Below are 25,750 nucleotides of genomic sequence, written 5' to 3' on the forward strand. Positions count from 1 at the left end.
CGCTCACTTCAGCCCCTTGAGCGCCGCCACGAACTGGCCCGGTGTCGACTTGCCCACGAACAGCTTGTTGATCTCGGTGAGCATCGGCGTCTGGACGCTCGGGTCGACGGCCTGGTCCCAGCTCAGCGTGAACGCCGGCGCCTGCCGCACCATCTCGTACTGGAACCTGGCGAACTCCGGGTTGGGGGAGGCGTCCAGCAGCTTCTCCGCGCGGGAGGTGGCCGGGATGTCGCCGTTGGCGACGAGGTCCCCGGCGTACGCCTCGGAGGCGCAGTCGCGCAGGAACGCGATCGCCGCGTCCTTGTTGCGTGTGCGGGCGTTCACGGACCAGTAGTTGGTGGGGTTGCCGACGACGTTGCGGATGTCGCCGGCGCCGCCCTCGAAGGCCGGGAAGGCGCACCAGCCCAGGTGCTTCCTGGCGAAGTCCGGGAACTTGCCGAGCTGCGTGGAGTACTCCCACGAGCCCATGAGGTGCATCGCGGCCCGGCCCTTGGCGAAGACGGCCGGCGCGCCGCCGTTGGTGTACGCCACCGAGTTGAAGCCCTTGCCGAAGGCGCCGTCGTCGATGAGCTGCCTGACCGTCTGGGCAGCCCTGAGGACGGCCGGGTCGCCCCAGCCGGCCGGGTCGCCGTTCTTGACGCGGTCGAAGACCTTCGGGCCGCCGATGCGGTCCACGAGGTACTCCAGCCACATCAGCTCGGGCCAGACGTCCGAGCCGCCGAGCGCGAAGGGCGTGATGCCCGCCTTCCTCAGCCTGGCGTTGACGTCGAGCAGCTGGTCCCAGGTGGTGGGCGGCCGCAGCTTGTGCTCGGCGAACAGGGTCTTGTTGTAGAAGAGGATCACCGGCTGCATGCCGCGCATCGGGATGCCGTAGTTGCGGCCTCCCAGCGCGCCCGCGGCGAGCACGGAGGGCAGGAAGCCGTCCCTCAGGACCGGGTCCGAGGCGATCGTGTCGGTGAGGTCGATCAGCCGGCCGGCCTCCTGGTACGCCTTGATGGAGCCGCCGCCCCAGTTGAAGAACACGTCCGGGGCGTTGGGCGAGCCCATCGCCGTGCGCAGCTTGGCCGGGTACTCCGACCCAGGGACCTTCTGCAGCTCGACCGTGCCGTTCGCCTTCCTGGCCGCTGCCGAGGCGTTGAACCGCCTGACCGCCGCGACCTGCACCTTCACCGCGTCGTCGCCGTACACCAGCGCGGTGAGCGTGCCGTCGGAGCCGCCGGAGCCGCCGCCGGATCCGCAGGCGGTGAGCCCGGCGGCCGAGGCGAGGGTGGCGGCGCCGGCGCCGAGGAACCAGCGCCTGCTGTAGGACTCCATGGGACGGACACCCCTCTGTTCCGGCTCGTTCACCTCGGGCGGCCGGGCCCGGGTCCCGGCCCGCGTCCGGCCCTTCGGGCCTCGGCGTGCTCGGATCCCGGTGCGGGAGCGCCCCGTCGGCTCACTCGCCTGCGCGAATGTTTCGTCTGACACCTCGAATGTTCCGGGAACGTATGGCTGGCGGGGGGCTCCGTCAAGGGGTCGCGCACAGATACGATCCCGACCATGAACCCAGCCAAGCCCGCGGAAACACAGACCGCCACGCTCGCCGAGATCGCCCGCGAGGCCGGTGTGTCGGCTCCGACTGTTTCGAAGGTCCTCAACGGCCGGGCGGACGTCGCACCGTCGACCCGCGCCCGAGTCGAGGAGCTGCTGCGCGCTCACGGCTACCGGCGCCGGCGCGCCGAGGCGACCCGCTCGCCGCTGATCGACCTGGTCTTCCACGAGCTGGAGAGCGCCTGGGCGATGGAGGTCATCCGGGGCGTGGAGAACGTGGCGCGGGACGCGGGCCTGAGTGTCGTGCTCTCCGAGAGCGCGGGCCGGCTCACACCGGGGCGGACCTGGGCCGACCAGGTCGCCGCCCGCCGCCCGCACGGTGTGGTCCTCGTGCTGTCCGGGCTGGACGAGTCCCAGCGCGCCCTGCTGACCAGCCGGTCCATCCCGTTCGTGGTGATGGACCCGGCGGGCGACCCCGGCGCGGACGTGCCCTCGATCGGCGCCACCAACTGGCAGGGCGGGCTGGCCGCCACCCGGCACCTGGTGGAGCTGGGGCACGTGCGCATCGGCGCGATCACCGGGCCGTCGCGGATGATGTGCAGCCGCGCCCGGGTGGACGGCTACCGGGCGGCGCTGGAGACCGCCGGGCTCCCGGTGGACCCCTCGCTGATCGTCACCGGGGACTTCCATCACGAGGCCGGCTACCGGCTGGGCCTGCGGCTGCTGGGCCGTCCGGACCGGCCGACCGCCGTCTTCGCGGGCAACGACCTGCAGGCGCTCGGCCTGTACGAGGCGGCCCGCGAGCTCGGGCTGCGCGTCCCGCAGGACCTGAGCGTCGTCGGCTTCGACGACCTGCCCGTGGCCCGCTGGGTGGGGCCGCCGCTGACGACCGTACGGCAGCCGCTGACGAAGATGGCTGAGGCGGCGGCGAAGCTGGTGCTCGACCTCGGACGCGAGGACCCGTCCCCGGTGGCGACCCGCGTGGAACTGGCGACCAGCCTGGTCGTCCGCAGCAGCACGGCGGAGCCCCCGGCGTGAGCGCGGAGGTCCGGGCGCATGCGGCGCCGGCCGCAAGACCGTCGTGGCGTGCTGCCGCGGCGGCGCCCGTGCGGAGAGCCGATGCGGTACACGTGGTGGCCTGAAGCCGCCGTTCCGGGGGGTGCGGAGCCGGTCTCCCGCACGACCCCGCGGCCAGTCGGCTGAGCAGGCGAAACTTTCGAAGCCCCCCGCCGTAAGAGGCGTGAGGCCGGTCGTGCCTCCGCACGACACCGACGAGGAGGGCCTCGGCGTGGACGCCGCCGGGGTGCGGAGGGTCGTCGAGGTCACCTCGCTCCGGGCACCGCACCCTCCAGCGCGACCGGGTCCGCAAGCGCCGTGAGTACGCCAGGGCCGGAATCCCCGTGTACGTGATCGTCGACGACTTCGACGACGAGGGCGCCGTCACCGTCCTGACCTCCCCCGCCAGGAGGGCCAAGTACACCGACGAGCACCGCGTTCCCTACGGCACCGACGCGGTGATCCCCGAGGGCCCGGCGAAGGGCTTCGCCGTCGGCAAGGCGATCATCGCGTCCTGAGGACGCGGGCCTCCACCGGGCCACCGGGTCGCGGTGGTGCTCGCCCCGCTCCGCGCCGCGGGACAGGGCCTAGGTGTGCTGTCCCGGGACGGGCCGGCCCAGGAGCATGGTCGGCGCGCCGGCGACCCGGGTCAGGAAGACGGTCACCGCGTTCGGGCCCTGCGGCTTGGGCAGCGCCTTCCTGCGCAGTTCCTCCGGCTCGACCGCCGAACCCCGCTTCTTCACCGTCAGTGTGCCGACCTCCCGCTCCCTCAGCAGCGCCTTCAGCCGCTTGACGTTGAAGGGGAGCCGGTCGGTGATCTCGTAGGCGGAGGCGTACGGGGTGGGACGCAGCACGTCGGCGGTGACGTAGGCGATGGTCCCGTCGAGGAGGCCCCCGTCGAGCTCCTCGGCGACCTCGGCGACCAGATGGGCGCGGATGACGGCGCCGTCGGGCTCGTACAGGTACCGCCCCACGGCGCGGACGCCGGGGTCGGGGAGGCCGCGTCCGCGCAGGGTCCGCGGCCCGGGGAGCAGGGTGGCCCGCACCAGCCCCGGCTCGGTGCCGAACCACAGCACGGCCTCCTTCACGTCCCCGCCGTGGGAGATCCACTCCGCCTCGGCCTCGGCGGGCACCGCCTCGTGCGGGATGCCGGGGGCCACCTTCAGGGCCGCGTGGGGCGCCTTCAGTGCGGTGCCCACCGCCCAGGACAGCGGCGGGGAGTACGCCTCGGGGTCGAAGATCCGCCCGCCCGCCGCCCGGCCGCCCCTCGACCGGCCGCCCCGCCGGGCCGGATCCACGAAGACGGCGTCGAACGGCGAGACGTCCACGTCCGTGACGTCCGCCTCCCGCACCTCGATGAGGTCGCCGAGCCCGAGCGCGCCGGCGTTCGCCCGCGCCGCGGCCGCCGTGAGCGGGTCCCGGTCCACGGCGAGGACGCGGATCCCGGCGCGGGCGAGGGCGATCGCGTCGCCGCCGATCCCGCAGCACAGGTCGGCGACCGCGGTGACGCCCAGGTCGCGCAGGCGCCGCGCCCGGTAGGCCGCCACCGCCGCCCGGGTCGACTGCTCGACACCGTTCGGGGTGAAGAACATCCGCTCCGCGTCCGCGGCTCCGAACTTCGCCACGGCCCGCTGCCGCAGCCGGGCCTGGCCGAGCGCCGCCGACACCAGCTCGGCGGGGTGCTCGCGGCGCAGCCGGGTGGCGACGGCGAGTTCGTCGGCGGGGTCGGTGCCGCGCACCGCGTCGAGGAGGGCACGGCCCTCGGGGGTGAGGAGCGAGGCGAAGGCGCGGAGGGCGTCGAGATGGTCGTTCACCGGCTCATTGTCGGCCAGTCGGTGGATGGTGCGCCTCCGGCCGCGGTGTCGGCCCGGGGGCCGGGCGGTGCGCTGCGAGGATCCGGCGCCATGAGGCTAGTAGTACAAAATGATAAAAAGCATTACAACGGTCGCCCGCACCGGAAGGCGTACGCACCCGTCGTCCTGGTGGTCCTGGCGGTCGCCGCCCTCGCCGCCGGCTGCGCGCAGCCGGACCCGCCGGCGCGCCCGGCCCCCGGCCCACAGCGCCTCGACACGCCGCCGGCCCGCGCCCTCGACTCCCACGCCTCCCGGCTGCGGGCCGCCCACCGGGCCCGGGTGGCGGCGGCGAAGCGCTGGGGCCTGGAGCGGGTCCCGCTGACGCCCCCGGCCCCGCCGGCCGTGAAACCGAGGATCACCGTCCGCCCGGGCTTCGAGGTGACCGGGCAGGAGGGGCTGGACCTGCCCCCGGTCTTCACGACCGTCCCGACCGGGGAGCGGGTCGTCTTCCTCACCATCGACGACGGCGCGGAGAAGGACCCGGCGTTCCTGAGGATGATGCGGGAGCTGAAGATCCCGTACACCGTCTTCCTGAGCGACTACCTGATCAAGGACGACTACGGCTACTTCCGCACGATGCAGGCGGACGGGGTGACGCTCAACAACCACACCCTCCACCACCCCTACCTGCCCGCACTGTCCTACGAGGAGCAGCGGCGCGAGATCTGCGACATGCAGGACGTCATGCGCGAGCAGTTCGGCAGGCGCCCGAGGCTGTTCCGCCCGCCCTACGGCAACTACAACCGGGACACCCTGCGCGCCGCCAGGTCCTGCGGCATCGTCTACGCGCCGATCTGGAACGAGGAGGTCTTCGTCGACCACTGGGAGTACCGGGAGCCGGACCAGCGCCTGCATCCGGGTGACATCGTCCTCACCCACTTCCGGGGCCCGGACGCCTGGCACGGGACGATGCCCGACCTGGTCCGCCGCTTCCTGCACAAGGTCACGGCCGAGGGGTACGCGGTGGCCCGGCTGGAGGACTACCTCTGACCGGCGGCCGTCCTCGGCGCCGGCTCCGTCGCCGCTCCATGGGTCGCACGCAGGTGCGGCCACAGGCGGCCCGGCTCCGACGCGCCGCACGCAATTGGCACTCCGCTTGACCGAGTGCTAACGACGGTCATAGTCTCAGCTTTGGCACTCCTCCCCGGAGAGTGCCAACAACGCGACGGGCAGGTCCGGCACCCGCGACGACGGATCGACCTGGTCGCCACCTCAGACAGTTAACCCCGTGAGATCTCCGAAGGGGGAGGTCGGATCGTGACGACCACCAGCTCCAAGGTTGCCATCAAGCCGCTCGAGGACCGCATCGTGGTCCAGCCGCTGGACGCCGAGCAGACCACGGCCTCTGGCCTGGTCATCCCGGACACCGCCAAGGAGAAGCCCCAGGAGGGCGTCGTCCTGGCCGTGGGCCCGGGCCGCTTCGAGGACGGCAACCGTCTTCCGCTCGACGTCAACGTCGGCGATGTCGTGCTCTACAGCAAGTACGGCGGCACCGAGGTGAAGTACAACAACGAGGAGTACCTCGTTCTCTCGGCCCGCGACGTGCTCGCGATCATCGAGAAGTAAGGGATCTGGGGTCACCCCCAGAAGTCCCGACCCGGAAGCAACTCCCGCTTTCAGCTGCGCCCCTGGCCCCCGCGACCGATAAGAAGCCGGGCGCCCGGGGCGCAGTGTCTTTTCACCCACGTTTTCCGAGAGGGCTCCCGCTGCCATGGCGAAGATCCTGAAGTTCGACGAGGACGCCCGTCGCGCCCTCGAGCGCGGCGTCAACAAGCTTGCCGACACGGTCAAGGTGACCATCGGCCCCAGGGGCCGCAACGTCGTCATCGACAAGAAGTTCGGCGCCCCGACCATCACCAACGACGGCGTCACCATCGCCCGTGAGGTAGAGGTCGAGGACCCGTACGAGAACCTCGGCGCGCAGCTGGTGAAGGAGGTGGCGACCAAGACCAACGACATCGCGGGTGACGGCACCACCACCGCCACCGTGCTCGCCCAGGCGCTGGTGCGCGAGGGCCTGAAGAACGTCGCCGCCGGTGCCTCCCCGGCCGCCCTGAAGAAGGGCATCGACGCCGCGGTCAAGGCCGTCTCCGACGACCTGCTGGCCACCGCCCGGCCGATCGACGAGAAGTCCGACATCGCCGCGGTCGCCGCGCTGTCCGCCCAGGACCAGCAGGTGGGCGAGCTCATCGCCGAGGCGATGGACAAGGTCGGCAAGGACGGCGTCATCACCGTCGAGGAGTCCAACACCTTCGGCCTGGAGCTGGACTTCACCGAGGGCATGGCCTTCGACAAGGGCTACCTGTCGCCGTACTTCGTCACCGACCAGGAGCGTATGGAGGCCGTCCTCGACGACCCGTACATCCTGATCAACCAGGGCAAGATCTCCTCGATCGCGGACCTTCTCCCGCTGCTCGAGAAGATCATCCAGACGAACTCCTCCAAGCCGCTGCTGATCATCGCCGAGGACGTCGAGGGCGAGGCCCTGTCGACCCTGGTGGTCAACAAGATCCGCGGCACCTTCAACGCGGTCGCCGTCAAGGCCCCGGGCTTCGGCGACCGCCGCAAGGCGATGCTGCAGGACATCGCGGTTCTGACCGGCGGCACGGTCGTCGCCGAGGAGGTCGGCCTCAAGCTCGACCAGGTCGGCCTGGAGGTGCTCGGCTCCGCCCGCCGCGTCACCGTCACCAAGGACGACACCACGATCGTCGACGGCGCCGGCAAGCCTGAGGACGTCCAGGCCCGCATCGCGCAGATCAAGGCCGAGATCGAGTCCACCGACTCCGACTGGGACCGCGAGAAGCTCCAGGAGCGCCTCGCCAAGCTGGCCGGCGGCGTGTGCGTGATCAAGGTCGGCGCCGCAACCGAGGTGGAGCTGAAGGAGAAGAAGCACCGTCTGGAGGACGCCATCTCCGCGACCCGCGCCGCGGTCGAGGAGGGCATCGTCTCCGGTGGTGGCTCCGCGCTCGTCCACGCCTCCAAGGTCCTCGAGGGCAACCTCGACAAGAGCGGTGACGAGGCCACCGGTGTCTCGGTCGTCCGCAAGGCCGTCGTCGAGCCGCTGCGCTGGATCGCGGAGAACGCGGGCCTCGAGGGCTACGTCATCGTCTCCAAGGTCAGGGAGCTGGAGAAGGGCCAGGGCTACAACGCCGCCACCGGCGAATACGGCGACCTGGTCAAGGCCGGCGTCATCGACCCGGTGAAGGTCACCCGCTCCGCCCTGGAGAACGCCGCCTCCATCGCCTCCCTCCTCCTCACGACCGAGACCCTGGTCGTCGAGAAGAAGGAAGAGGAGGAGCCGGCCGCCGCGGGCCACGGCCACGCCCACTGACACACCCGGCAAGCCGCACCGAGGCCCGGTCCCCTTTCCTTTCTTCGGGGGGCCGGGCCTCGGCGCGTCCCCGGGTTCAGCGCGTTGCGGTGTCCCGGACGGCCTCGGCGCCCTCGCCGCTGGTGCCGCGCCGCCACGGCCCGAACCCGGAGACCACCACACCGACCCCCAGCAGCCCGTACACGGTCAAGGCGCTGCCGAGCAGGTAGTACTGCCTGCGCTGCTCGTTCTGCGCGACCTGCTGCTGGCGCACGGTGCGCGTGCCCGACGAGTCCCCGGTGACGATGTTGTACACGTGGCACGTCGTGTCCCGGCTCATGCGCGGCCCGCCGTGCTCCTCGCCGTCCTGGCCCACCACGATCCCGGGACACTCCGGCTTCTCGGGCACGGCGACCCCCTTGCCCAGGACGACCAGGCCCACCGCCGACGGCACCAGGAAGAGGAAGAGCAACACCCCACGCTTCGTCATCCGCCGGAACATATCCGACGACACGGCCCGGGGAAAGTGATCGGCTGCGACTGGTACCGCATCCCTGTACCATGCGATGGGTGCGGCTCTTCCGTACCAGTCTGCCGAACCGGAGGGAGCGGGCCATGTCCATCACCGCCAGCGAGGCCCGAGCCAGGCTTTTCCCGTTGATCCAGCAGGTCAACGACGACCATGAGCCCGTCGAGATCACCTCCAGGGGCGGCAACGCCATACTGATGTCCGCCGACGACTTCCGCTCCTGGCAGGAGACCGTCTACCTGCTGCGTTCACCGGCCAACGCCGCCCACCTCATGGCAGCTGTCGCCGCCGACAAGGCTGCCGACACTCCGGTGATCACCAAGAGCATGGAGGAACTCCAGGCCCTCGCGGAGGACGGGGAGTGAGGGACGTACGGTTTCGTCCCACCGGGTGGGAGGACCTCCTGTACTGGCAGGACGCCGACAAGAAGCTGTTCCGAAAGCTTGTCCGCCTCATCGGCGAGATCCAGCGCGACCCCTTCACCGGCATCGGCAAACCGGAACCGCTGAAGGGTGACCTGTCCGGCTACTGGTCGCGCCGGATCGACGACGAGCATCGACTCGTCTACCGGGCCACCGAGAAGGAAGTCGTGATCATCAAGGCCAGGTACCACTACTGACGTTCCCGCGATGCCAACGGGACCCCGGTGCCTACGACGGCCCACACTGTCTTGCCGGGAGCGCCAGGGCGGCCCGTCACACCCCACTCCTTGGCCAGTGCGCCGACCAGGACGAGCCCCCGCCCGCCGTCCTCCTCGCTCCCGGCGCCCCGCACCACGGGCAGCCGCTCACCGCAGGTGTCGCTCACCTCGATGCGGACCAGGCCGTCCCCGTCTTGCCTGCACAGCCGCAGTTCCGCGTCCCGGCCCGGTACCCGTCCGTGCGTGACGGCGTTCGCGGCCAGCTCGGCGACGATCAGTTCCACCGCGTCCTGCACGGGGGTGCCGTAACGCCGGCCCCACGCGTCCATCTGGCAGGAGGCGAGTCTTCGGGCGAGCCGGGCACCGCGCGGTGAGGAGGTGAAACGGAAGGAGAACACCGTCTGCTCGGGGAGCGGAACCGGGAGCGTGGCCCGTCGAATCCGGCCGGGGGAAGTGGTCATGCATTGAAGATCCCGCGCCGCAGCCCCGCTGACCAGGCGCGACGCCCCCACGACCGTGCTCCGTGGGGGTGGTGGGCGAGGGTGTCGGGCTTGTCGGGCACTGGCCGGAGCCGCCCGTCAGGTGTCGCTCGCCCCCTGTGAGGCCGTGCCTCAGTGCAGGCGGTGCGTGATGATGCCCTGGATGTCGGTGAGCCACTGGCGCAGTGAGACGCCGTCGGGGGGGTAGACCATGAGGCCGAGGATCTCCGCGGCACGTTCAAGTTCCTTGTCCGACGAGACACATGAAAGAAAGGCGGAGAGTTCTTTGGTGGCTTTGGTGAGATATTCTTTGGGGTTTCCGTCGAGATAGTCGTCAAGAGCCTCTCGGTGGGACCCGTAGAACCTTGGGTATTCCTGGTGGAAGTAGCCGCCCAGCAGAGAGGAGACCTCCGGGAACCGCTTCCTCCATTCCCAGTCGGTCTGTGGAAGCTGTGTTTGTTCGAATACGCCGGAGGTCCTGATCTGTTCCAGGTGCGAGCGGATGGTCACGAGGCACTGCTCCACGCTGCGCCCGGCCGGGGGCTCGACGTGGGGCAGGAGGTCCACGTCGTCGGCGATCTCGTCGTTGAACAGTCCGATCTGCAACAGGTCGTCGATCTCCGCGATGACCGCGTCCAGGGTTCCTGGTGTACGCATGGCTTGTCGCACATACGCTTTGAGTGCTACGCCAGGCTCATCGGGGGTGTCCGTGAACGAGTTTCCTGAGAAGGCATAGGAATCGAGCATTTCGTGCAGCGCGGGGAACCGCTCGTCTCTGTCCAGGAACCCTTCCGGGTAGTGGTGGGTCACAGCGTGTTCCTTGCGCTCACGAGGTGGGATAAGAGGTGTGGATACGGTACCCGCTCGGCAAGTCGGGGTCGCGGCGCAGCAGCAGGAAGACCTTGTGCACGTTGTGCGGGCCGGTTCCCCTGATGAAATCCTCCCGGGACAGACTCCGGCCGGTGACCTCGTCCCCGAAGTCGACCCTGAACGTAAGCTCCGGCTTTCTGGTGTTCTCGAGCCACCGCCTGACGTCGTGCTGACGTTGAACGATCGCCCGGTCCGTCAGGTCCTGTGCTGCCTCGGGGCTGACGAAGCTGGAACTGCCGGTGATCCTCTTCTCGGCACGCAGGCGGGCCCGGAGCTCCCGGTCGGTCTTCTCTACGTGCTTCTCCAGGGTGTGGGAGTGCGATCTGCCAGTCCCCTTGCCCTCGTCTCCCGCCAGGTCCGCCCGGTACTTCGGCTTGACCGCGCCCTTGCGTTTGCTGCGCGGCCACGCGTTCGGCTCCCCGTCGCCCTTCATGAGCAGGCCGAGGTCGTCCGCAGAGGCCGTCACGCCGCCCGGCAGGGCGAACTCGGGGGACAGGCCGGGCAGCCGGACCCCGCCCAGGAGTTCGCTCCAGCCGCCTGCCCTGCCGGCGGCCCTGACGGCAGCGCCCCCACCGCCGAAGCCACCGCCCAGGAGCGCGCCGTAGACGGCGGCCTCGCGGGCCTCGTCGAGGCTGAGACCCTTCTGCTCCCCCAGGGCGATGGACAGGGGCTGGGCGACGGCGAGGTCGACGGTGACGGACTCGATGCCCGCGAGGGCCGCGGTGGCCAGCGTGGTGCCTGCGATGGCGGCGACCTCGGCCGTGACCGTGACGCCCAGCCCGGCTGCTAGTTCTGCGACGGTCGCCGCGGCCGCGACGGCCGCCCCCTCGGAGAGACCCGCGGTGAAGACGGCCAGCAGGGTACCGCCCACCAGGGTGGCGCCGACGATCTCCAGTTCGTGTTCGAGCTTCTTCTTCGCGGCGTGTACGGCGTCGGCGTACGCGTCCAGGGCCTTGGCCATGTCGCGGGCGCCGTCGGACAGGTCCTTCAGCCAGCCGTGCTTGTCGTGGTAGTAGCGGCGCCAGAAGGGGTCGTCGAAGGCGGAGATGGCCTCGCCCTTGTTGTGCTCGATCAGGGAGCGGGCGGCCCTGTTGGCGGCGGCGGTGACGTCCTCGACGTCGTCGGCGAAGTCACGCCACGCCTTCGCCGCGTCCCTCAGCCCGTCGATGTCGGCCGCAGGCCACCACATGCCCGTCAGGTCCTGGACGACCTTGCGGGCCTTGTCGGCGACGCTCACTTGCCGTGGCCCTCGGTGTCGTGAGGGACGTCGATCCGGCCGAACATCGATCGGATCAGTTCTTCGTTGTCGATGTGGCCGTCGGCCATGTCGACCATCGCCGTGTGGATACTGGCCAGTCCGGCGGCCAGGATCTGGGCGGACTTCTCAATTCGTGTGACCAGGGGACCGTACGTCTCGTGGAACTTGGTGCCCTGCTCGTCGTCACCCCAGGGTGCCCCGGCCGCCGACAGACCGGTCTTCAGCTTGGTCAGCGCCTGTGCGAGCGCAACGCTCTCGTGGCTGAAATGCGGTGCTGTCCGCTTGATGTCGGCGATCTTGATGTCGAGTATCTCGCCCTCGTCGCCCATGACTTGGTCTCCGCCCCCTCCGTCGGCCGCCCGGACCGTTCGACTCTAACTCGGCGGTGTCGAGCGCGAGTTCGATCACTGCAAAGGGGGAGCAAAGGCTGTTCTGGGGGCCTGGGCGTGGCCGGCGATGTGTCCCGGAGAACCGATGCCCCGCCGAGCCGGAGGCCCGGCACTTGTGCGCGTCCGGCCTCCGGGACGCCCCGCCTCGGCGCTGGGTCCGGTGCCGCTCGCTCCTGTCAGGTCGTGCCCGTGTTTCCCGGTGGCTCAGATATGCGGGTGGCGTTCGTAGGAGGGTACTTCGTCCGGGAAGTCGTCCGGGAAAACATCGCTCAGGATGTCTCGCCGAAGGATGCGCAACAGGTAGCTCTCCACCGGACCTTCGAGGAGGTCGTACTCGCTCCCCCGGCCGATGACCGATAGGACAGCCCACTTGCGGTAGTCCTCGTGAGGGATCAGGAAGCACATGTCAGCGTTGTCCGTGCCGCCCCAGCAGATCAGCTCGGACGTGCCCGTTCCGCGTTCTGCCAGCAACTTCTGGATATGGGGCCGGGTGGTGGCCACGATCTTCCTGGCCTGCTCGGTTCGGGTCAGGAGATCGGCGTTCAGGTTGTCGGCGCCCGCTCGGTAGACGCGAAGGAAGTCGTCGAACTTCGCACCTCCGAAGACGTCCAGGAAGCGCATGAAGGCAGAGGGGAAGGTGACGCCAAGCGCTGCTTCGGTCCGCTCCCAGTCGTTGAGTACCAGCCCCGCTTCACCGGTAGCCGGAAAGGCTGTCAGAAGTTCCAGGTCAGTCATGCTCTGCCTACTTGTTGATGATGGTCTGGTCGATGTCGAGTCCGCCGCCCTTGGTCTCTCGACGCGCTTTCCGCTCAGCTGACGGCCGAGGACACCGACCAACCGTGCAGGGAGTTGGCCCGTACGAAGGGCATCGCTCCGGGAAGCGGCTGGTGGTGGAACCGCCGTCCTGACCCCCTGCCTTGGTGAAGCGGCCTCGTCGCTGCGATCAACGGGGTGGCGGGCGAGGGTGTCGGGCTTGTCGGGGAAGGGGCCGGTCGCACCGCTCCACCGGGGCGGCTTCCCTCACGCGGTCAGCCGGCGCACCCTGTTGTCGTCCGTCACCTCGTACACCTCTATCCGCAGCAGGTCGCGGACGTGGCCCGGAACGCGCTCGACGGCCTTCAGAGACGAAGACGGCAGAATCCGATTGCACAGGCCGACGACGTACGCCACGTCACTGTCGCCTCTCGCTCCCATGGCGCGCATCCTGCCACGGGCCCGGCGTGTGCCGACTTGCCTTCCGCGGCATCGAGTTGAGGCAGTGGCGGCACAGTGTCTCGTCGCCGACCGGGCGGAAGAGGGACGCCTGTACGTGGTCGCCCTCGCACTCCCGGAGGGTGGCGAGTCGGCTGGACAGACGGGATTCTGTGGGTTCCGTGGCTGCGGCGGTCGGTGCGTCGCTCGGGGTGGGCACGGGTGGCACGTCCCGGAGCAGGTAGCGCAGGAGACCGCCGGGGCGGTGGACCGGAGGGCCGTCGTCGGGGAGGCCGCTCAGGATGTGGGTGCGGATGCCGGCGGGGGTGTGCCCGGCCGTGAGCCATCCGGATACGAGCCGGGCCAGCTCGTCGTGCATGCCTCGGGGGATGCGGCGGAGGTCCGGGGAGAGGTGGGGGAGGGCGGCGACGAAAGCGCGGGCGGCCTCGGGAGGCTCGGTAACGGTGGTGCTCGGCTCGGCGGGACGGTGGGAGGTGTTTTCCCCGGGGTCTTTCTTTGGATGACCGTCGGTGAGCGGAGGAGCCGGAGCGCCGACGGCCGGATTACGGGGACTCGGTGCGAGCTGCGTCGATGACGGGGATACGGGGACCTGCCCCAGGATCTTGGCGGCTTCGGCGGCGCTCAACGGCACGTTGGAGACGAGCTGTTGGGTGACCCAGTGGCCGCCGGGGCCCTGGACGCGCCGCTCATGCACGAATCCTTCGTCCTTGAGCTGGCGCTTGGCTCGGGTGAAGGCACAGGCGCCGATGTTGGCCCGTTCGGCGGTTCGGGAGAGGGATTCCCTTGTGCCCTGGGGGAGGGAGAGCTGCCAGGTCAGCAGGCGGACCGCGTCCGAGGAGAGGCGGGGGTGCCGGATGATGTCGTGCGAGAACTGGGTGTAGGCGCGCGGGGGCGCGATACAGTGCCGGTAAATCACGGTGGAGTCCTGTCCACTGGTGGTTCAGGCCCTCGCGAACGGTTGCCGCCGTTGCGGGGGCCGAGTCATGTGCTGTGCGCTGTCGGGGTGACCGTACCGCACCGAGAGTGTGCGGATGAACGCGTCGAGTGAAGAAAGCTTTCGCTGGTCAGCGTTCACTCACATGAGTCAACCTGCCCGACTTTGCGATCGGTTGACGTACGCGACTCCTACTCTGCGATCACGGACAGTGAGCGGTGGGTGAGGAGGGTCGTGTGGAGTCGGGGGCGGACTCGGGCGCGGGTGCGGAGGGGGAGGCCGGCGGGGAGTTCCTGCGGTGCTTCGGGCGTCAGATCAAGCTGCTGCGGGAGCACGGCGGGCTCACTCAGGCGCAGTTGGGGGAGCGGGTCGGGTACGGCGAGGCGCAGATCGCGGCGGTGGAGCAGGGGCGGCGGATTCCCAAGCCTGAGCTGATCGACACGGTGGACAGGGTGCTGGGGGCGCGGGGTGTGCTGGTGGCGATGAAGGAGGAGGTGGCGAAGGCTCGGTATCCGTCGTTCTTCCGGCGGTACGCGGAGATGGAGGCCCAGGCTGCTGAGCTGCACGCCTACGACAATCACGTGGTCAAGGGTCTGTTGCAGACGCAGGATTACGCGCGTGCGGTCTTCACCATGTGGCGCCCGTTGCTGGACCCTGAAGTCATCGAGCAGCGAGTGGCCGCACGACTGGAGCGGCAGAAACTGTTCTCCCGGCGACCTACCCCGCTTCTGAGCTTCGTCGTCGAGGAGCAGGTACTCAGGCGCCCTGTCGGCGGTCGCCAAGTGCTGCGTGGCCAACTGGAGCAACTGCTGCTCGTCGGGCACGAACGAAACGTGGAGTTGCAGGTCATGCCTACCGACCGCGACGAACATGCAGGGCTCGGCGGCGCATTGACGTTGATCAATCTGGAAGGCGAGCGCAGGATTGGCTACATGGAGGTGCAGGAGGCAAGCATCCTGTACACCACGCCCAAGAAGGTCAGTCCTTTGGCATCGACGTATGGCGTTCTCCGAGCGCAGGCGCTGACTCCCAGGGAGTCGCTGGCCTTCGTCGAGAAGCTGTTGGGAGAGCTATGAAGGCAAGCAGCCCCGAGCCTGCCGCTGGCGAGCTGAGCTGGTTCAAGAGCAGTTACAGCTCCGGCAGTGGCGGAGACTGCATAGAGGTCGCCTGGACGAAGAGCAGCTACAGCTCAGGCAGCGGCGGCCAGTGCGTCGAGGTTGCGGGCGCTGGTACGGCCGTGCTCGTCCGTGACTCCAAGCGGCCGGGGGAGGCGTTCCTCTCCGTCGGCGCCGATGAGTGGGCCGCGTTCGTGCGGATGGCCGCGCGCGGCTGAGGTGAGCAAGCAGGGGCGGTCGGCAACCGGCCGCCCCTGTCCGTCGGACCCCAGGCCCGGTACGGCTCGGTTCCGGGCGTCAGTCGCAGCGGATCCGCCGCGGGACGGCCGTCACCGCGGTCCCTGCCGCCGTCACTGCGGGCCGTACTTGCGGCCCGTCCTCGATGTGATTCCGCCCAGCAGCGACCGGGGCGTCACCTTCACCAGGCCCATCAGCGCCTTGTACCGGGGGTCCGGGATGGACAGGGTCCTGCCGCGGGCCAGGTCCGCCAGGGCGGCCGCGACGAGTTTGTCGGCGTCCAGCCACATCCAGTTCGGGATGTTGTCGGTGCCCATGCCGGCCCGCTCGTGGAACTCCGTGCGGACGAAGCCCGGGCACAGCGCCATCAGCCGTACGCCGCTGCCCGCCAGGTCGCGTGCCGCGCCCTGCGTGAACTGCACGACCCATGCCTTCGACGCCCCGTAGGTGCCGCGCGGCACGAAGGCCGCGACCGACGCGACGTTGACGACCGCGCCCCGGCCCCGGTCCCGCATGCCCTCCGTCGCCGCCGCCGTCAGGCGCAGCACCGCCTCGCAGTGCACCTTGAGCATCCGCAGCTCGTCGGCCATGGAGACGTCCAGGAACCGGCCCGTGTTCCCGAAGCCCGCGTTGTTGATCAACAGGTCGACCGGGTTCGTGCGGTTGCCCAGCCGGGCGGCCACCGCCTCGATGCCGTCGTCGGTCGCCAGGTCGGCGGTCAGCACCTCGGCCTCGATGCCGTGCCGGTCGTGCAGCTCGGTCGCCTGCTCCGTGAGGCGCTTGGTGTCGCGCGCCACCAGGACGAGGTTGTGCCCGTCGGCTGCCAGCCGACGCGCGAACGCGGCGCCGATGCCCGCGGTGGATCCTGTGATCAGAGCCGTTGTCATGGTGAGAGGTTAGTGGTCCGCGGGCGGTGCTCCCGTAGCCTGCACACGCCCTGCCGTTCGGTGAGGACGGCGTGCGGGAAGGTCCGCGACGTGCGGCCGGCCACCGTGCGCCCGCGCGGGTCGCGGAGGACCGGGGCCCGATGGCCGGCCGGCGCCGGCCCGGACCCTGACGGGCGCTCAGTGGCCGTGCGCCGCAGCGTACTTGCGCGCCGCCGCCAGCGATTCCGGGTGCAGTGCCGTACCCGCCGCCAGCAGCCGCGGCAGCAGCGCCCGGTCGGTGGTGACGGCCCGGAACTGCAGGGCGACGGTGACGTCGTGGTCGGGCCGGTGCACGACCTCGATCGGATCGCCCGCCTGGATCTCCCCGGGCTCGACCACCCGCAGATACGCCCCCGGTGCCCCCCTCAGCGTGAACCGCTTCACCCAGCCCTTCTCACCCAGGTGCCCCTGGAACGTCCGGCAGGGGATGCGCCCGCTGGTGACCTCCAGGACCACGGCGGAGCCGACGCGCCACCGCTCACCGATGCGCGCGCCCGAGACGTCGAGGCCCGTGGTGGTGAGGTTCTCGCCGAACGACCCGTTCGGCAGGGTCCGCAGGAGTTCCCGCTCCCATTCGTCCATGTCCTCGCGCGCCATCGCGTACACGGCCTGGTCGTCCCCGCCGTGGTGGCGCGTGTCGCAGACCACGTCCCCGGTCAGCCCGCTCGCGCCGACGCCCTTCGGGCCGGGCGCCGCCACCCGTACCGGCCCGTCCGCCGGCTGCTTGTCGATACCGGTCAGGCCCTCGGCCTGGTCCGTGTACGGCACGGCCCGCGGGCGGCCCAGGTTCACAGACAGAAGCTTCATGGCCGAACGGTAGGCGAGCGGTGACCAAAGTGTCGAACGCGTTATCGGCTTTGCTGCCCAAGGGTCACTTATGCTCGAAGGGTGATCGAGGTTCGTCATCTCCGCGTGCTGCGTGCCGTGGCCACCACCGGCTCCTTCTCCGCCGCCGGACGTCAACTGGGCTGCACGCAGCCCGCCGTCAGTCAGCAGATGAAGGCCCTGGAGGCGTCCGTCGGCACGCCCTTGCTCGTCCGCAGCGGCCGGGAGATGCGTCTGACGCAGGCCGGCGAGGCGCTCGTCCGGCACGCGGGCGGCATACTCGCCGGACTCACCGCCGCCGAGGAGGAGGTCGCCGCGATCGCGGGCCTGCGCGCGGGACGGGTCCGGCTGGTCTCCTTTCCCAGCGGCAGCTCCACGCTCGTGCCCGCCGCGCTCGCCGCGCTGCGCGCCGCGCATCCCGGCACCCGCGTCTTCCTGGAGGAGGCCGAGCCGCCCAGGTCCGTGGAGATGCTGCGCGAGGGCGACTGCGACATCGCGCTCGCCTTCCGCTACGAGGGGTCCGGGGGCCCGGAGGAGTGGGACGACCTGGTCGTGCGGCCGCTGCTGAGCGACCGGCTGGTGGCGCTCGTGCCCGAACGGCACCGGTTGGCCGGCGCCGCGTCCGTCTCCCTCGGCGAACTCGCCGGGGAGGCGTGGATCGCGGGTTGCCCGCGCTGCCGCGGCCAGCTGGTCGAGGCCGCCGAGAGCGCCGGCTTCACGCCCCGCATCGACTTCGCGACCGACGACTATCCGGCGGTGGTCGGCCTGGTCGGTGCCGGTCTCGGTGTCGCCGTGCTGCCCCAGCTCGCGATCGAGTCCGTACGGCCCCGGCACGCCCGCACGGTCACTCTGGAACCGGCGGTACGGCGGGAGATCGTCGCGCTGACGCTGCCCGACCTGGCCCAGGTGCCGGCGGTGGCGGCGACCCTCGACGAACTGGGGCGCGCGGCCCGCCGGTGACCGTGCCCGCGGCCGGTGCGCGGCGGTGACGGTGCCGGCGGCCGCCGGTGACGGTGCCGGCGGCCCGCCCCGGCGGGACCGGCCGGTGGCTGGGGGCGGTCACGGCGGGCACGCGGGGTCGCGGCCGGTGGGCGCGGAGGCGGTGGGTGCAGGCGGTCACGGCGGGCACGGGGTCGCGGTGGGCGTTGCCGGTACGGCGGCCCTCCCGGTACGCACAGGCACGCAGGGTCACGGCGCGCGCAGGTGGTCATGGCGGCAGATGGCACGGCGGGCGGTGGGCGGTCAGGGCGGCGCGGAGTCAGCGGCACAAGGTCACAAGCACGGCACAAGCGGCGCCGCTTCACGGCGGACACCTCGTCACAGCGGCTCACGGCGCCGCAGCGCACCCCTCGTCACGAGCGGCAGGCGGCAGGCGGCACGCGTCGGCATCGAACGGCACGGACGGAGCCCGAGCGGCCGGGGCGCGCCGAGGTCACGGAGGGCGGCGCCCAAGGTCGACGAGGTCCCGTTTCGCCACGGAGGTCACCCGCCCCCGTCGCGGGCGGTCGGGTCACGGTCACCGCCAGGCGCCGGTAGGGGCCGGCGGACTAGGGCACGCCCCCGCGTGCCCTGGTGAGAAGAAACGTTCCTTCAACTGCTGTTCGATGCGGCGTCCGCGCCGGTCGGTGACGTCGTCACCAGCCGGTTGCGGGCCCGCCCCATGAGCTCCTCGCGCTCGTCCTCGGTCAGTCCGCCCCACACTCCGTACGGTTCGCGCACCGCCAGGGCGTGTGCCGCGCACTCCGCGCGGACCGGGCACCTCATGCAGACCTCCTTGGCCGAGTTCTCTCGAGCGCTCCGAGCCGCCCCGCGCTCGCCTTCCGGATGGAAGAAGAGCGAGCTGTCCACGCCGCGGCAGGCAGCCAGCAACTGCCAGTCCCACAGATCCGCGTTCGGTCCGGGAAGGCGGGAGAAATCTGCCATTTCGTGACCCCTTGTAGCCGTTCGTGGCGGATACGGTGCCGGCGACCGTCCATCTCCGATCTAAGGAGATGAAAATATGACTCATTGCGAATCTAGCTCCAGACACCGACTAACGGGAAGAAAAGGGGCTGAACGGGGCACGGTTGTGATGAAAAGTTGAGAGTGCGGCGGCATAACTCCGCTGTGTCCGCCTCCTCACGTAGAGTGCCGAAGATGGCAGACAGCCCCGTAACTCTTTCGGGTGACCGTCGTTGAGAGTGCGGAGGCGCTTGAGAACACAAGCGCTCGGGCGGACGTCCGAGACGGTCGACCGCACAGGTGACGATTCGTACCAGCCTGGAGGCTCAAGGTGACGCGCATCAGCTGCGGAGGACGGCCATGACATCCGTCCTCGTCTGCGACGACTCCCCGCTTGCCCGAGAGGCGCTCCGCCGCGCGGTGGCGACCGTGCCCGGCGTCGAGCGTGTGACGACGGCGGCCAACGGCGAGGAAGTCCTCCGCCGCTGGGGCGCCGACCGATCGGACCTCATTCTCATGGACGTGCGCATGCCCGGTCTGGGCGGCGTCGAGACGGTCCGGCGTCTGCTGTCGGCCGACCCGGGCGCGCGCATCATCATGCTGACCGTCGCCGAGGACCTCGACGGTGTGGCGCTCGCCGTCGCCGCCGGCGCCCGCGGCTACCTGCACAAGGACGCCTCCCGCGCGGAGCTGCGGGCCACGGTGACGCAGGCGCTGGCCGACCCGACCTGGCGACTCGCCCCGCGCCGGCTGCGCTCCGCCGAGATGGGTGCCGCGCCCACGCTCACCGCGCGTGAGATCCAGGTGCTGGAAGGCATGAGCCACGGTCGCTCCAACGCGGAGATCGGGCGCGAGCTGTTCCTCTCCGAGGACACGGTCAAGACGCACGCCCGGCGTTTGTTCAAGAAGCTCGGCGCCTCCGACCGCGCCCACGCGGTCGCGCTCGGCTTCCGGTGGGGGCTGGTCCGCTAGGGACCGGGACGTTCCGAGGACGTTCACCGGTGCGGCAGACGACGGACCGGGCGGCATCCCGGCGGCGAGAGGTTTCCGGCCCGGGCGGGCCACTACGTCACGGCACCCCCCACGCGCCGCCGGCCGAGCATGGGGGAGGGTCCCGGACACCCCGAGTCTGTGAGCTCGCCGACGTCCGCACGGCGTGTGCCGACCGCTGCACCGGGGCGGGCGGGGCCGCCCGGCGTAGGCACTCCGGACCGCGCGACCTCGTGGACGACCGTGCCGGTGCCGTGGGCACCGCCGCCGGTCGCAGGGTGCGCGTCGACGCTGGTCGGACGGCGTGCGACACCGCCGGTCCGCCGGTGAGCGCCGCCGCCGTCCGCACGGCGGCACCCCCGCCCACCGCCGCCGCGTCATCTCACAGTCCGCGCCCGGACACGGCCGCCCGACGGGCGCCCGCTGCTCGTTTCGTCGCGGATGCCGCATCCTTGAGGTGTGGAGTTCCTCAGGGACGAGTCGGTCGAGCGGAAGGGGAGGGCGCACAGGATGAGTTCCGGCGCACCTGCTCATAACGCTTCGGTGCACAACCACGGAGGCGGTGCCACGGAGGGAACGACGCCAAGGCACCATGGACCGATGCGCGAGGACGAGGCGGCACGTGCCCAGGGGGCGATCGGAGCACTCGTCCACCGCGCCGTCGACGGGGACGAGCAGGCCACGCACGATCTGCTCGCCCGCGTCCACCCGCTGGCGCTGCGCTACTGCCGCAGCCGTCTGACGCGGCTGCCGGGCGACGCACGTCACTTCGTCGAGGACCTCGCCCAGGAGGTCTGCGTCGCGGTCCTGCTCGCCCTGCCGCGCTACCGGGACACCGGCCGCCCCTTCGAGGCCTTCGTCTTCGCCATCGCCGCCCACAAGGTCGCCGACCTGCAGCGGGCGGCCATGCGGCATCCCGGTTCGACGGCCGTCCCGTCGGACGAGATGCCCGAGCGCCCCGACGACTCCCTCGGCCCGGAGGAGCGCGCCCTGCTCAGCAGCGACGCCGAGTGGGCCAAGAAACTGCTGGCCAACCTGCCCGAGAACCAGCGCGAGCTGCTCCTGCTGCGCATCGCCGTAGGGCTGACCGCGGAGGAGACGGGCCAGATGTTGGGAATGTCACCGGGGGCCGTGCGGGTTGCCCAGCACAGGGCGCTGAGCCGCCTCCGGGCGCTCGCGGAACAGTAGCCGCGGCGGCAACGGCCTCCACGGCACCCGCGGGTGGGTTGCGTCTGAACAGGCGCCCGCCCCTTTCCGTACGAACACACGAAGCCGGGCGTCCTCCGGAACCGTGGAATGAGCCAGGCTCGCTTCCCGTTAGCATGGACATCCGCACCGATCAAGGCCATTTGGGGAAGGTGTCATGACTGCCAACGTCGACGGAGTGCCCGAGAAATTCGCGACACTCGGGCTGACCTACGACGACGTGCTGCTGCTGCCGGGCCCGTCGGACATGGCACCCGACGAGATCGACACCGCCTCGTACGTCTCGAAGAACGTGCGGGTCAACATCCCGCTGCTGTCCGCCGCCATGGACAAGGTGACCGAGTCCCGCATGGCGATCGCGATGGCCCGCCAGGGCGGTGTCGGCGTGCTGCACCGGAACCTGTCCATCGAGGACCAGGCCAACCAGGTCGACCTGGTGAAGCGGTCCGAGTCGGGCATGGTCACCGACCCCATCACGATCCACCCGGACGCCACCCTCGCCGAGGCCGACGCGCTGTGCGCCAAGTTCCGCATCAGCGGCGTTCCGGTCACCGACGGCGGCAAGAAGCTCCTCGGCATCGTCACCAACCGCGACATGGCCTTCGAGACGGACCGCAGCCGTCAGGTGCGCGAGGTCATGACGCCGATGCCGCTGGTCACCGGCAAGGTCGGCATCTCCGGGCAGGACGCCATGGAGCTGCTGCGCCGGCACAAGATCGAGAAGCTTCCGCTGGTCGACGACGAGGGCGTCCTCAAGGGCCTGATCACGGTCAAGGACTTCGTCAAGGCGGAGAAGTACCCGCACGCCGCCAAGGACGCCGAGGGCCGTCTCCTCGTCGGCGCGGCGGTCGGCGTGGCCGGTGACGCCTTCGAGCGCGCCCAGGCGCTGATCGAGGCGGGTGTCGACTTCATCGTCGTCGACACCGCGCACGGCCACTCCCGCCTGGTCGGCGACATGATCGCCAAGATCAAGTCGAACTCCACCGGCGTCGACGTCATCGGCGGCAACGTCGCCACGCGCGACGGCGCCCAGGCACTCGTCGACGCGGGCGCCGACGGCATCAAGGTCGGTGTCGGCCCCGGTTCCATCTGCACCACCCGCGTGGTCGCCGGCATCGGCGTCCCCCAGGTGACCGCCATCTACGAGGCCTCGCTCGCCGCCAAGGAGGCCGGTGTCCCGGTCATCGGCGACGGCGGTCTGCAGTACTCCGGCGACATCGCCAAGGCCCTGGTCGCCGGCGCCGACACGGTGATGCTGGGCTCGCTGCTGGCGGGCTGCGAGGAGTCGCCCGGCGAGCTGCTGTTCATCAACGGCAAGCAGTTCAAGTCGTACCGCGGCATGGGCTCCCTGGGTGCCATGCAGTCCCGCGGCGACCGCAGGTCGTTCTCCAAGGACCGCTACTTCCAGGAGGGGGTCGCCTCCGACGAGCAGCTGATCCCCGAGGGCATCGAGGGCCAGGTGCCCTACCGCGGCCCGCTGTCCTCGGTCGTCCACCAGCTGGTCGGCGGACTGCGCCAGTCGATGTTCTACGTCGGCGGCAGGACGGTTCCGCAGCTGCAGGCGAACGGCCGGTTCGTGCGGATCACCTCGGCGGGTCTGAAGGAGAGCCACCCGCACGACATCCAGATGACGGTCGAGGCGCCGAACTACAGCGGCAGGCGGTGACGGACCCGCGCGTGGGGCACCCGAGGTGGCCCGCGCGCGGAAACCAGTGCCCCGAGGGCGGCCCCGGAAGTCCCGGGGCCGCCCTCGCCGTGTCCGCGCCGGGAGCGCCGCGCCCCCTGCGCAGGCCGCCCGCCGCTCCGGTCGGCGATACTGGAAGACGCTGAAACGCATCAGGGAAAGGCCACAGACGTGACTGAGATCGAGATCGGGCGCGGCAAGCGCGGCCGCCGGGCGTACGCCTTCGACGACATCGCCGTCGTCCCCAGCCGCCGTACGCGGGACCCGAAGGAGGTCTCGATCGCCTGGCAGATCGACGCCTACCGCTTCGAGCTGCCGTTCCTGGCCGCCCCCATGGACTCCGTCGTCTCCCCGGCCACCGCGATCCGCATCGGCGAACTCGGCGGCCTGGGCGTACTGAACCTCGAGGGCCTGTGGACCCGGTACGAGGACCCGCAGCCGCTGCTCGACGAGATCGCCGAGCTGCCCGCCGAGTCCGCGACCCGGCGGCTGCAGGAGATCTACGCGGCCCCCATCAAGGAGGAGCTGATCGGCGCGCGCATCAAGGAGGTGCGTGAGGCGGGCGTGGTCACCGCGGCCGCGCTGTCCCCGCAGCGCACGGCGCAGTTCTCCAAGGCCGTGGTGGACGCGGGCGTGGACCTGTTCGTCATCCGCGGCACGACCGTCTCGGCCGAGCACGTCTCGTCCTCGCACGAGCCGCTCAACCTGAAGCAGTTCATCTACGAGCTCGACGTGCCGGTGATCGTCGGCGGCTGCGCCACGTACACCGCCGCCCTGCACCTGATGCGCACCGGCGCGGCCGGCGTCCTGGTGGGCTTCGGCGGCGGCGCCGCGCACACCACGCGCAACGTGCTCGGCATCCAGGTGCCGATGGCCACGGCCGTCGCCGACGTGGCCGCCGCGCGCCGCGACTACATGGACGAGTCCGGTGGCCGCTACGTGCACGTGATCGCGGACGGCGGCGTCGGCTGGTCCGGCGACCTGCCCAAGGCGATCGCCTGCGGCGCCGACGCCGTCATGATGGGCTCCCCGCTGGCTCGTGCCACGGACGCGCCCGGCAAGGGCCACCACTGGGGCATGGAGGCCGTCAACGACGAGCTTCCGCGCGGCAAGAAGGTCGACCTCGGCACGGTCGGCACGATCGAGGAGGTCCTCACCGGCCCCTCCCGCATCCCCGACGGCTCGATGAACTTCTTCGGCGCCCTGCGCCGCGCCATGGCCACGACCGGCTACAGCGAGCTCAAGGAGTTCCAGCGCGTCGAGGTCACGGTGGGGGACTCGCAGCACCGGCGGTGACGCCGCGCCGAGCCCGGACGAGGGGCCCGGTCACCCACGGTGGTGGGTGACCGGGCCCTCGGCGTGTGTGCGTTTGGTTCCCGGGGCCTCACAACCGGTGCGCCGCCCCGGTCGGCGTCGCCCCCCGGGTGTCGAGCAGCAGCTGCGCCTTCACCGACAGGCCCTGCAGATCGTAGGTGCGGTGGTGCTGCACCAGGATCGTCAGGTCGGCGCCGGCCACCGCCTCGTACAGGGAGTCGGCGCGCGGGACGGGGCGCTCCAGGACGCTCCAGGCGGGGACGTGGGGGTCGTGGTAGCTGACGGAGGCGCCGAGCTCCATCAGCCGGACCGCGATCTCGTGGGCGGGCGTGCCCTCCAGGTCGGCGAGGTCGGGTTTGTAGGTGACGCCGAGCAGCAGGACGCGCGCCCCGCGGGCGGACTTGCCGTGCTCGTTGAGCAGGGTGGCGGCGCGTCCGACGACGTACCGCGGCATCCTGCCGTTGACCTCCTGGGCCAGCTCCACCATGCGCAGGGAGCGGCCGGCGCGCCCGGCCAGGTCCTGCGGGACGCTGTGGCCGCCCACGCCGGGCCCGGGGCGGAAGGCGTGGAAGCCGAACGGCTTGGTCTCCGCGCAGCGGATGACGTCCCACAGGTCGACGCCCAGTTCGTGGCACAGCACCGCCATCTCGTTGACCAGGGCGATGTTCACGTGCCGGTAGTTCGTCTCCAGCAGTTGCACCGTCTCCGCCTCCCGCAGGCCCCGGGCGCGGACCACCTTGTCGGTGAGCCGCCCGTAGAAGGCGGCGGCGGACTCGGTGCAGGCCGGGGTCAGGCCGCCGATCACCTTCGGGGTGCCGGCCGGGACGGCGTCGCGGCTGCCGGGGTCGACGCGGCTCGGCGAGTAGGCGAGGTGGAAGTCGCGGCCCGCGCGCAGGCCCGAACCCTCCTCCAGCAGCGGCCGCAGGAAGTCCTCCGTCGTCCCCGGCAGCACGGGGGACTCCAGGATCACGGTGGTGTGCGGGCGCAGGCGCGCCGCCAGGGCGCGGGCGGCCGCCTCGACCTGGCCGAGGTCGAACCCGCCGTCCGCGCCGCGCGGGGTCGGCGCGCAGATCACCGCGGTGCGCACCCGGCCGAGGTCTGCGGGGTTGGTGGCGTGCCGGAAGCCCCCGGAGAGCATCCGGCGCAGCTCGGCGGGGCTGAGGGCGCCGTACTCGGGCCCGGTCCGGTAGCCGAGGGTGGTGATGCCGGCGGCGACGGCGGCCTGGGCCAGGGGCAGGCCGAGAGGACCGAGTCCGATGACGGCGAGGTCTGCGGGCATGGCGTGGGCCGTCCTTCCCAATAACCGAGGCGGGGCAGATGCGCCAGCCCGGTGGACAGGGTGAGCGAGCGCAATGTCAGACTAGGAGTAAATATGACCGTTTTGCGGGATTGACCAGCGTGTTTCTCGCGGAACCGGGACCGGGTGGTCCACAAGGTGGGGGCGACTGGTGG

The 25,750-nt window shown here is 70.9% G+C and carries 28 protein-coding genes; 14 read left to right on the forward strand and 14 right to left on the reverse strand.

Annotated features, from left to right (window positions below):
- Positions 1–3: 3 nt before the first annotated feature.
- Positions 4–1,314, reverse strand: a complete 1,311-nt coding sequence (locus ACWDNY_RS13850; protein WP_451645947.1) for an ABC transporter substrate-binding protein — start codon at positions 1,312–1,314, stop codon at positions 4–6.
- Positions 1,315–1,539: 225 nt separating this feature from the next.
- On the opposite strand from ACWDNY_RS13850, the gene ACWDNY_RS13855 reads away from it, so the two are divergent.
- Together ACWDNY_RS13855 and ACWDNY_RS13860 are read left to right on the forward strand one after the other, a co-directional pair.
- Positions 1,540–2,568, forward strand: coding sequence for a LacI family DNA-binding transcriptional regulator (locus tag ACWDNY_RS13855; RefSeq protein ID WP_451645948.1), 1,029 nt, complete (start codon positions 1,540–1,542; stop codon positions 2,566–2,568).
- A 362-nt stretch (positions 2,569–2,930) separates the two neighbouring features.
- Complete coding sequence (locus ACWDNY_RS13860) at positions 2,931–3,104, forward strand: hypothetical protein (RefSeq protein ID WP_451645949.1); 174 nt, start codon at positions 2,931–2,933, stop codon at positions 3,102–3,104.
- A 69-nt stretch (positions 3,105–3,173) separates the two neighbouring features.
- On the opposite strand, the gene ACWDNY_RS13865 is transcribed toward ACWDNY_RS13860, so the two are convergent.
- Positions 3,174–4,400 (reverse strand): THUMP-like domain-containing protein, encoded by a 1,227-nt coding sequence (locus ACWDNY_RS13865; RefSeq protein WP_451645950.1) that lies wholly within the window; start codon positions 4,398–4,400, stop codon positions 3,174–3,176.
- 90 nt (positions 4,401–4,490) lie between these two features.
- On the opposite strand from ACWDNY_RS13865, the gene ACWDNY_RS13870 reads away from it, so the two are divergent.
- The 3 genes from ACWDNY_RS13870 to groL all read left to right on the forward strand — a co-directional run bounded on the left by ACWDNY_RS13870 (position 4,491) and on the right by groL (position 7,770).
- Positions 4,491–5,429: a polysaccharide deacetylase family protein gene (locus tag ACWDNY_RS13870; RefSeq protein WP_451645951.1), complete on the forward strand. Its 939-nt coding sequence runs from the start codon at positions 4,491–4,493 to the stop codon at positions 5,427–5,429.
- A gap of 267 nt (positions 5,430–5,696) precedes the next feature.
- Positions 5,697–6,005, forward strand: a complete 309-nt coding sequence (groES, locus tag ACWDNY_RS13875) for a co-chaperone GroES (RefSeq protein ID WP_366064149.1) — start codon at positions 5,697–5,699, stop codon at positions 6,003–6,005.
- Between the two features lie 145 nt (positions 6,006–6,150).
- The gene (gene groL / locus ACWDNY_RS13880) at positions 6,151–7,770 is read left to right on the forward strand and encodes a chaperonin GroEL (protein WP_451645952.1); all 1,620 of its coding nucleotides are present in this window, start codon (positions 6,151–6,153) and stop codon (positions 7,768–7,770) included.
- Positions 7,771–7,846: 76 nt separating this feature from the next.
- Here groL and ACWDNY_RS13885 read toward each other — a convergent pair whose 3' ends face one another.
- On the reverse strand, positions 7,847–8,239 hold the full coding sequence (locus ACWDNY_RS13885; protein WP_451645953.1) for a hypothetical protein: 393 nt from the start codon (positions 8,237–8,239) through the stop codon (positions 7,847–7,849).
- Between the two features lie 125 nt (positions 8,240–8,364).
- On the opposite strand from ACWDNY_RS13885, the gene ACWDNY_RS13890 reads away from it, so the two are divergent.
- Positions 8,365–8,643: a type II toxin-antitoxin system Phd/YefM family antitoxin gene (locus ACWDNY_RS13890; RefSeq protein WP_061920649.1), complete on the forward strand. Its 279-nt coding sequence runs from the start codon at positions 8,365–8,367 to the stop codon at positions 8,641–8,643.
- Positions 8,640–8,897, forward strand: coding sequence for a Txe/YoeB family addiction module toxin (locus tag ACWDNY_RS13895; protein ID WP_061920648.1), 258 nt, complete (start codon positions 8,640–8,642; stop codon positions 8,895–8,897). The genes ACWDNY_RS13890 and ACWDNY_RS13895 overlap by 4 nt, the downstream gene beginning before the upstream one ends.
- On the opposite strand, the gene ACWDNY_RS13900 is transcribed toward ACWDNY_RS13895, so the two are convergent.
- The 7 genes from ACWDNY_RS13900 to ACWDNY_RS13930 all read right to left on the reverse strand — a co-directional run bounded on the left by ACWDNY_RS13900 (position 8,891) and on the right by ACWDNY_RS13930 (position 14,042).
- Positions 8,891–9,379 (reverse strand): ATP-binding protein, encoded by a 489-nt coding sequence (locus ACWDNY_RS13900; protein WP_451645954.1) that lies wholly within the window; start codon positions 9,377–9,379, stop codon positions 8,891–8,893. The genes ACWDNY_RS13895 and ACWDNY_RS13900 overlap by 7 nt on opposite strands.
- A 150-nt stretch (positions 9,380–9,529) precedes the next feature.
- The gene (locus tag ACWDNY_RS13905; protein ID WP_451645955.1) at positions 9,530–10,207 is read right to left on the reverse strand and encodes a contact-dependent growth inhibition system immunity protein; all 678 of its coding nucleotides are present in this window, start codon (positions 10,205–10,207) and stop codon (positions 9,530–9,532) included.
- Positions 10,208–10,223: 16 nt separating this feature from the next.
- Positions 10,224–11,504, reverse strand: coding sequence for an RNase A-like domain-containing protein (locus ACWDNY_RS13910; RefSeq protein WP_451645956.1), 1,281 nt, complete (start codon positions 11,502–11,504; stop codon positions 10,224–10,226).
- Positions 11,501–11,854 (reverse strand): hypothetical protein, encoded by a 354-nt coding sequence (locus tag ACWDNY_RS13915; RefSeq protein ID WP_451645957.1) that lies wholly within the window; start codon positions 11,852–11,854, stop codon positions 11,501–11,503. The genes ACWDNY_RS13910 and ACWDNY_RS13915 overlap by 4 nt, the downstream gene beginning before the upstream one ends.
- 264 nt (positions 11,855–12,118) lie before the next feature.
- Positions 12,119–12,649 carry a hypothetical protein gene (locus ACWDNY_RS13920; protein WP_451645958.1) on the reverse strand — a complete coding sequence of 177 codons (531 nt, stop codon included), beginning with the start codon at positions 12,647–12,649 and terminating at the stop codon, positions 12,119–12,121.
- A 285-nt stretch (positions 12,650–12,934) separates the two neighbouring features.
- On the reverse strand, positions 12,935–13,108 hold the full coding sequence (locus ACWDNY_RS13925; RefSeq protein ID WP_451645959.1) for a hypothetical protein: 174 nt from the start codon (positions 13,106–13,108) through the stop codon (positions 12,935–12,937).
- A complete protein-coding gene (locus ACWDNY_RS13930) occupies positions 13,086–14,042 on the reverse strand; it encodes a hypothetical protein (RefSeq protein WP_451645960.1) in 957 nt (318 codons plus the stop codon). Before ACWDNY_RS13930 ends, ACWDNY_RS13925 begins: the two co-directional genes overlap by 23 nt.
- A gap of 254 nt (positions 14,043–14,296) precedes the next feature.
- Here ACWDNY_RS13930 and ACWDNY_RS13935 point away from each other — a divergent pair, with 254 nt between their 5' ends.
- Entirely contained in the window at positions 14,297–15,136 is an 840-nt protein-coding gene (locus ACWDNY_RS13935; RefSeq protein WP_451645961.1) for a helix-turn-helix domain-containing protein, read from the forward strand.
- Positions 15,133–15,393 (forward strand): DUF397 domain-containing protein, encoded by a 261-nt coding sequence (locus tag ACWDNY_RS13940; RefSeq protein WP_451645962.1) that lies wholly within the window; start codon positions 15,133–15,135, stop codon positions 15,391–15,393. The genes ACWDNY_RS13935 and ACWDNY_RS13940 overlap by 4 nt, the downstream gene beginning before the upstream one ends.
- A 132-nt stretch (positions 15,394–15,525) precedes the next feature.
- On the opposite strand, the gene ACWDNY_RS13945 is transcribed toward ACWDNY_RS13940, so the two are convergent.
- Together ACWDNY_RS13945 and ACWDNY_RS13950 are read right to left on the reverse strand one after the other, a co-directional pair.
- Positions 15,526–16,299 (reverse strand): SDR family NAD(P)-dependent oxidoreductase, encoded by a 774-nt coding sequence (locus ACWDNY_RS13945; protein WP_451645963.1) that lies wholly within the window; start codon positions 16,297–16,299, stop codon positions 15,526–15,528.
- Between the two features lie 177 nt (positions 16,300–16,476).
- The gene (locus ACWDNY_RS13950) at positions 16,477–17,145 is read right to left on the reverse strand and encodes an MOSC domain-containing protein (protein WP_451645964.1); all 669 of its coding nucleotides are present in this window, start codon (positions 17,143–17,145) and stop codon (positions 16,477–16,479) included.
- Between the two features lie 81 nt (positions 17,146–17,226).
- On the opposite strand from ACWDNY_RS13950, the gene ACWDNY_RS13955 reads away from it, so the two are divergent.
- Positions 17,227–18,123, forward strand: coding sequence for a LysR family transcriptional regulator (locus tag ACWDNY_RS13955; RefSeq protein ID WP_451645965.1), 897 nt, complete (start codon positions 17,227–17,229; stop codon positions 18,121–18,123).
- Positions 18,124–18,753: 630 nt separating this feature from the next.
- Here ACWDNY_RS13955 and ACWDNY_RS13960 read toward each other — a convergent pair.
- A complete protein-coding gene (locus ACWDNY_RS13960; RefSeq protein WP_451645966.1) occupies positions 18,754–19,086 on the reverse strand; it encodes a WhiB family transcriptional regulator in 333 nt (110 codons plus the stop codon).
- A gap of 378 nt (positions 19,087–19,464) precedes the next feature.
- On the opposite strand from ACWDNY_RS13960, the gene ACWDNY_RS13965 reads away from it, so the two are divergent.
- From ACWDNY_RS13965 to ACWDNY_RS13980, 4 genes are all read left to right on the forward strand, one after another.
- Positions 19,465–20,076: a response regulator transcription factor gene (locus ACWDNY_RS13965; protein WP_003948568.1), complete on the forward strand. Its 612-nt coding sequence runs from the start codon at positions 19,465–19,467 to the stop codon at positions 20,074–20,076.
- A 618-nt stretch (positions 20,077–20,694) separates the two neighbouring features.
- On the forward strand, positions 20,695–21,282 hold the full coding sequence (locus tag ACWDNY_RS13970; RefSeq protein WP_361509974.1) for a sigma-70 family RNA polymerase sigma factor: 588 nt from the start codon (positions 20,695–20,697) through the stop codon (positions 21,280–21,282).
- Positions 21,283–21,457: 175 nt separating this feature from the next.
- Positions 21,458–22,966, forward strand: coding sequence for an IMP dehydrogenase (gene guaB / locus ACWDNY_RS13975; RefSeq protein WP_451645967.1), 1,509 nt, complete (start codon positions 21,458–21,460; stop codon positions 22,964–22,966).
- 189 nt (positions 22,967–23,155) lie between these two features.
- Positions 23,156–24,280 (forward strand): GuaB3 family IMP dehydrogenase-related protein, encoded by a 1,125-nt coding sequence (locus ACWDNY_RS13980; protein WP_451645968.1) that lies wholly within the window; start codon positions 23,156–23,158, stop codon positions 24,278–24,280.
- Between the two features lie 88 nt (positions 24,281–24,368).
- On the opposite strand, the gene ACWDNY_RS13985 is transcribed toward ACWDNY_RS13980, so the two are convergent.
- On the reverse strand, positions 24,369–25,577 hold the full coding sequence (locus tag ACWDNY_RS13985) for a nucleotide sugar dehydrogenase (RefSeq protein ID WP_451645969.1): 1,209 nt from the start codon (positions 25,575–25,577) through the stop codon (positions 24,369–24,371).
- Positions 25,578–25,750: the final 173 nt, after the last annotated feature.

Source organism: Streptomyces sp. NPDC003697, assembly GCF_053587115.1.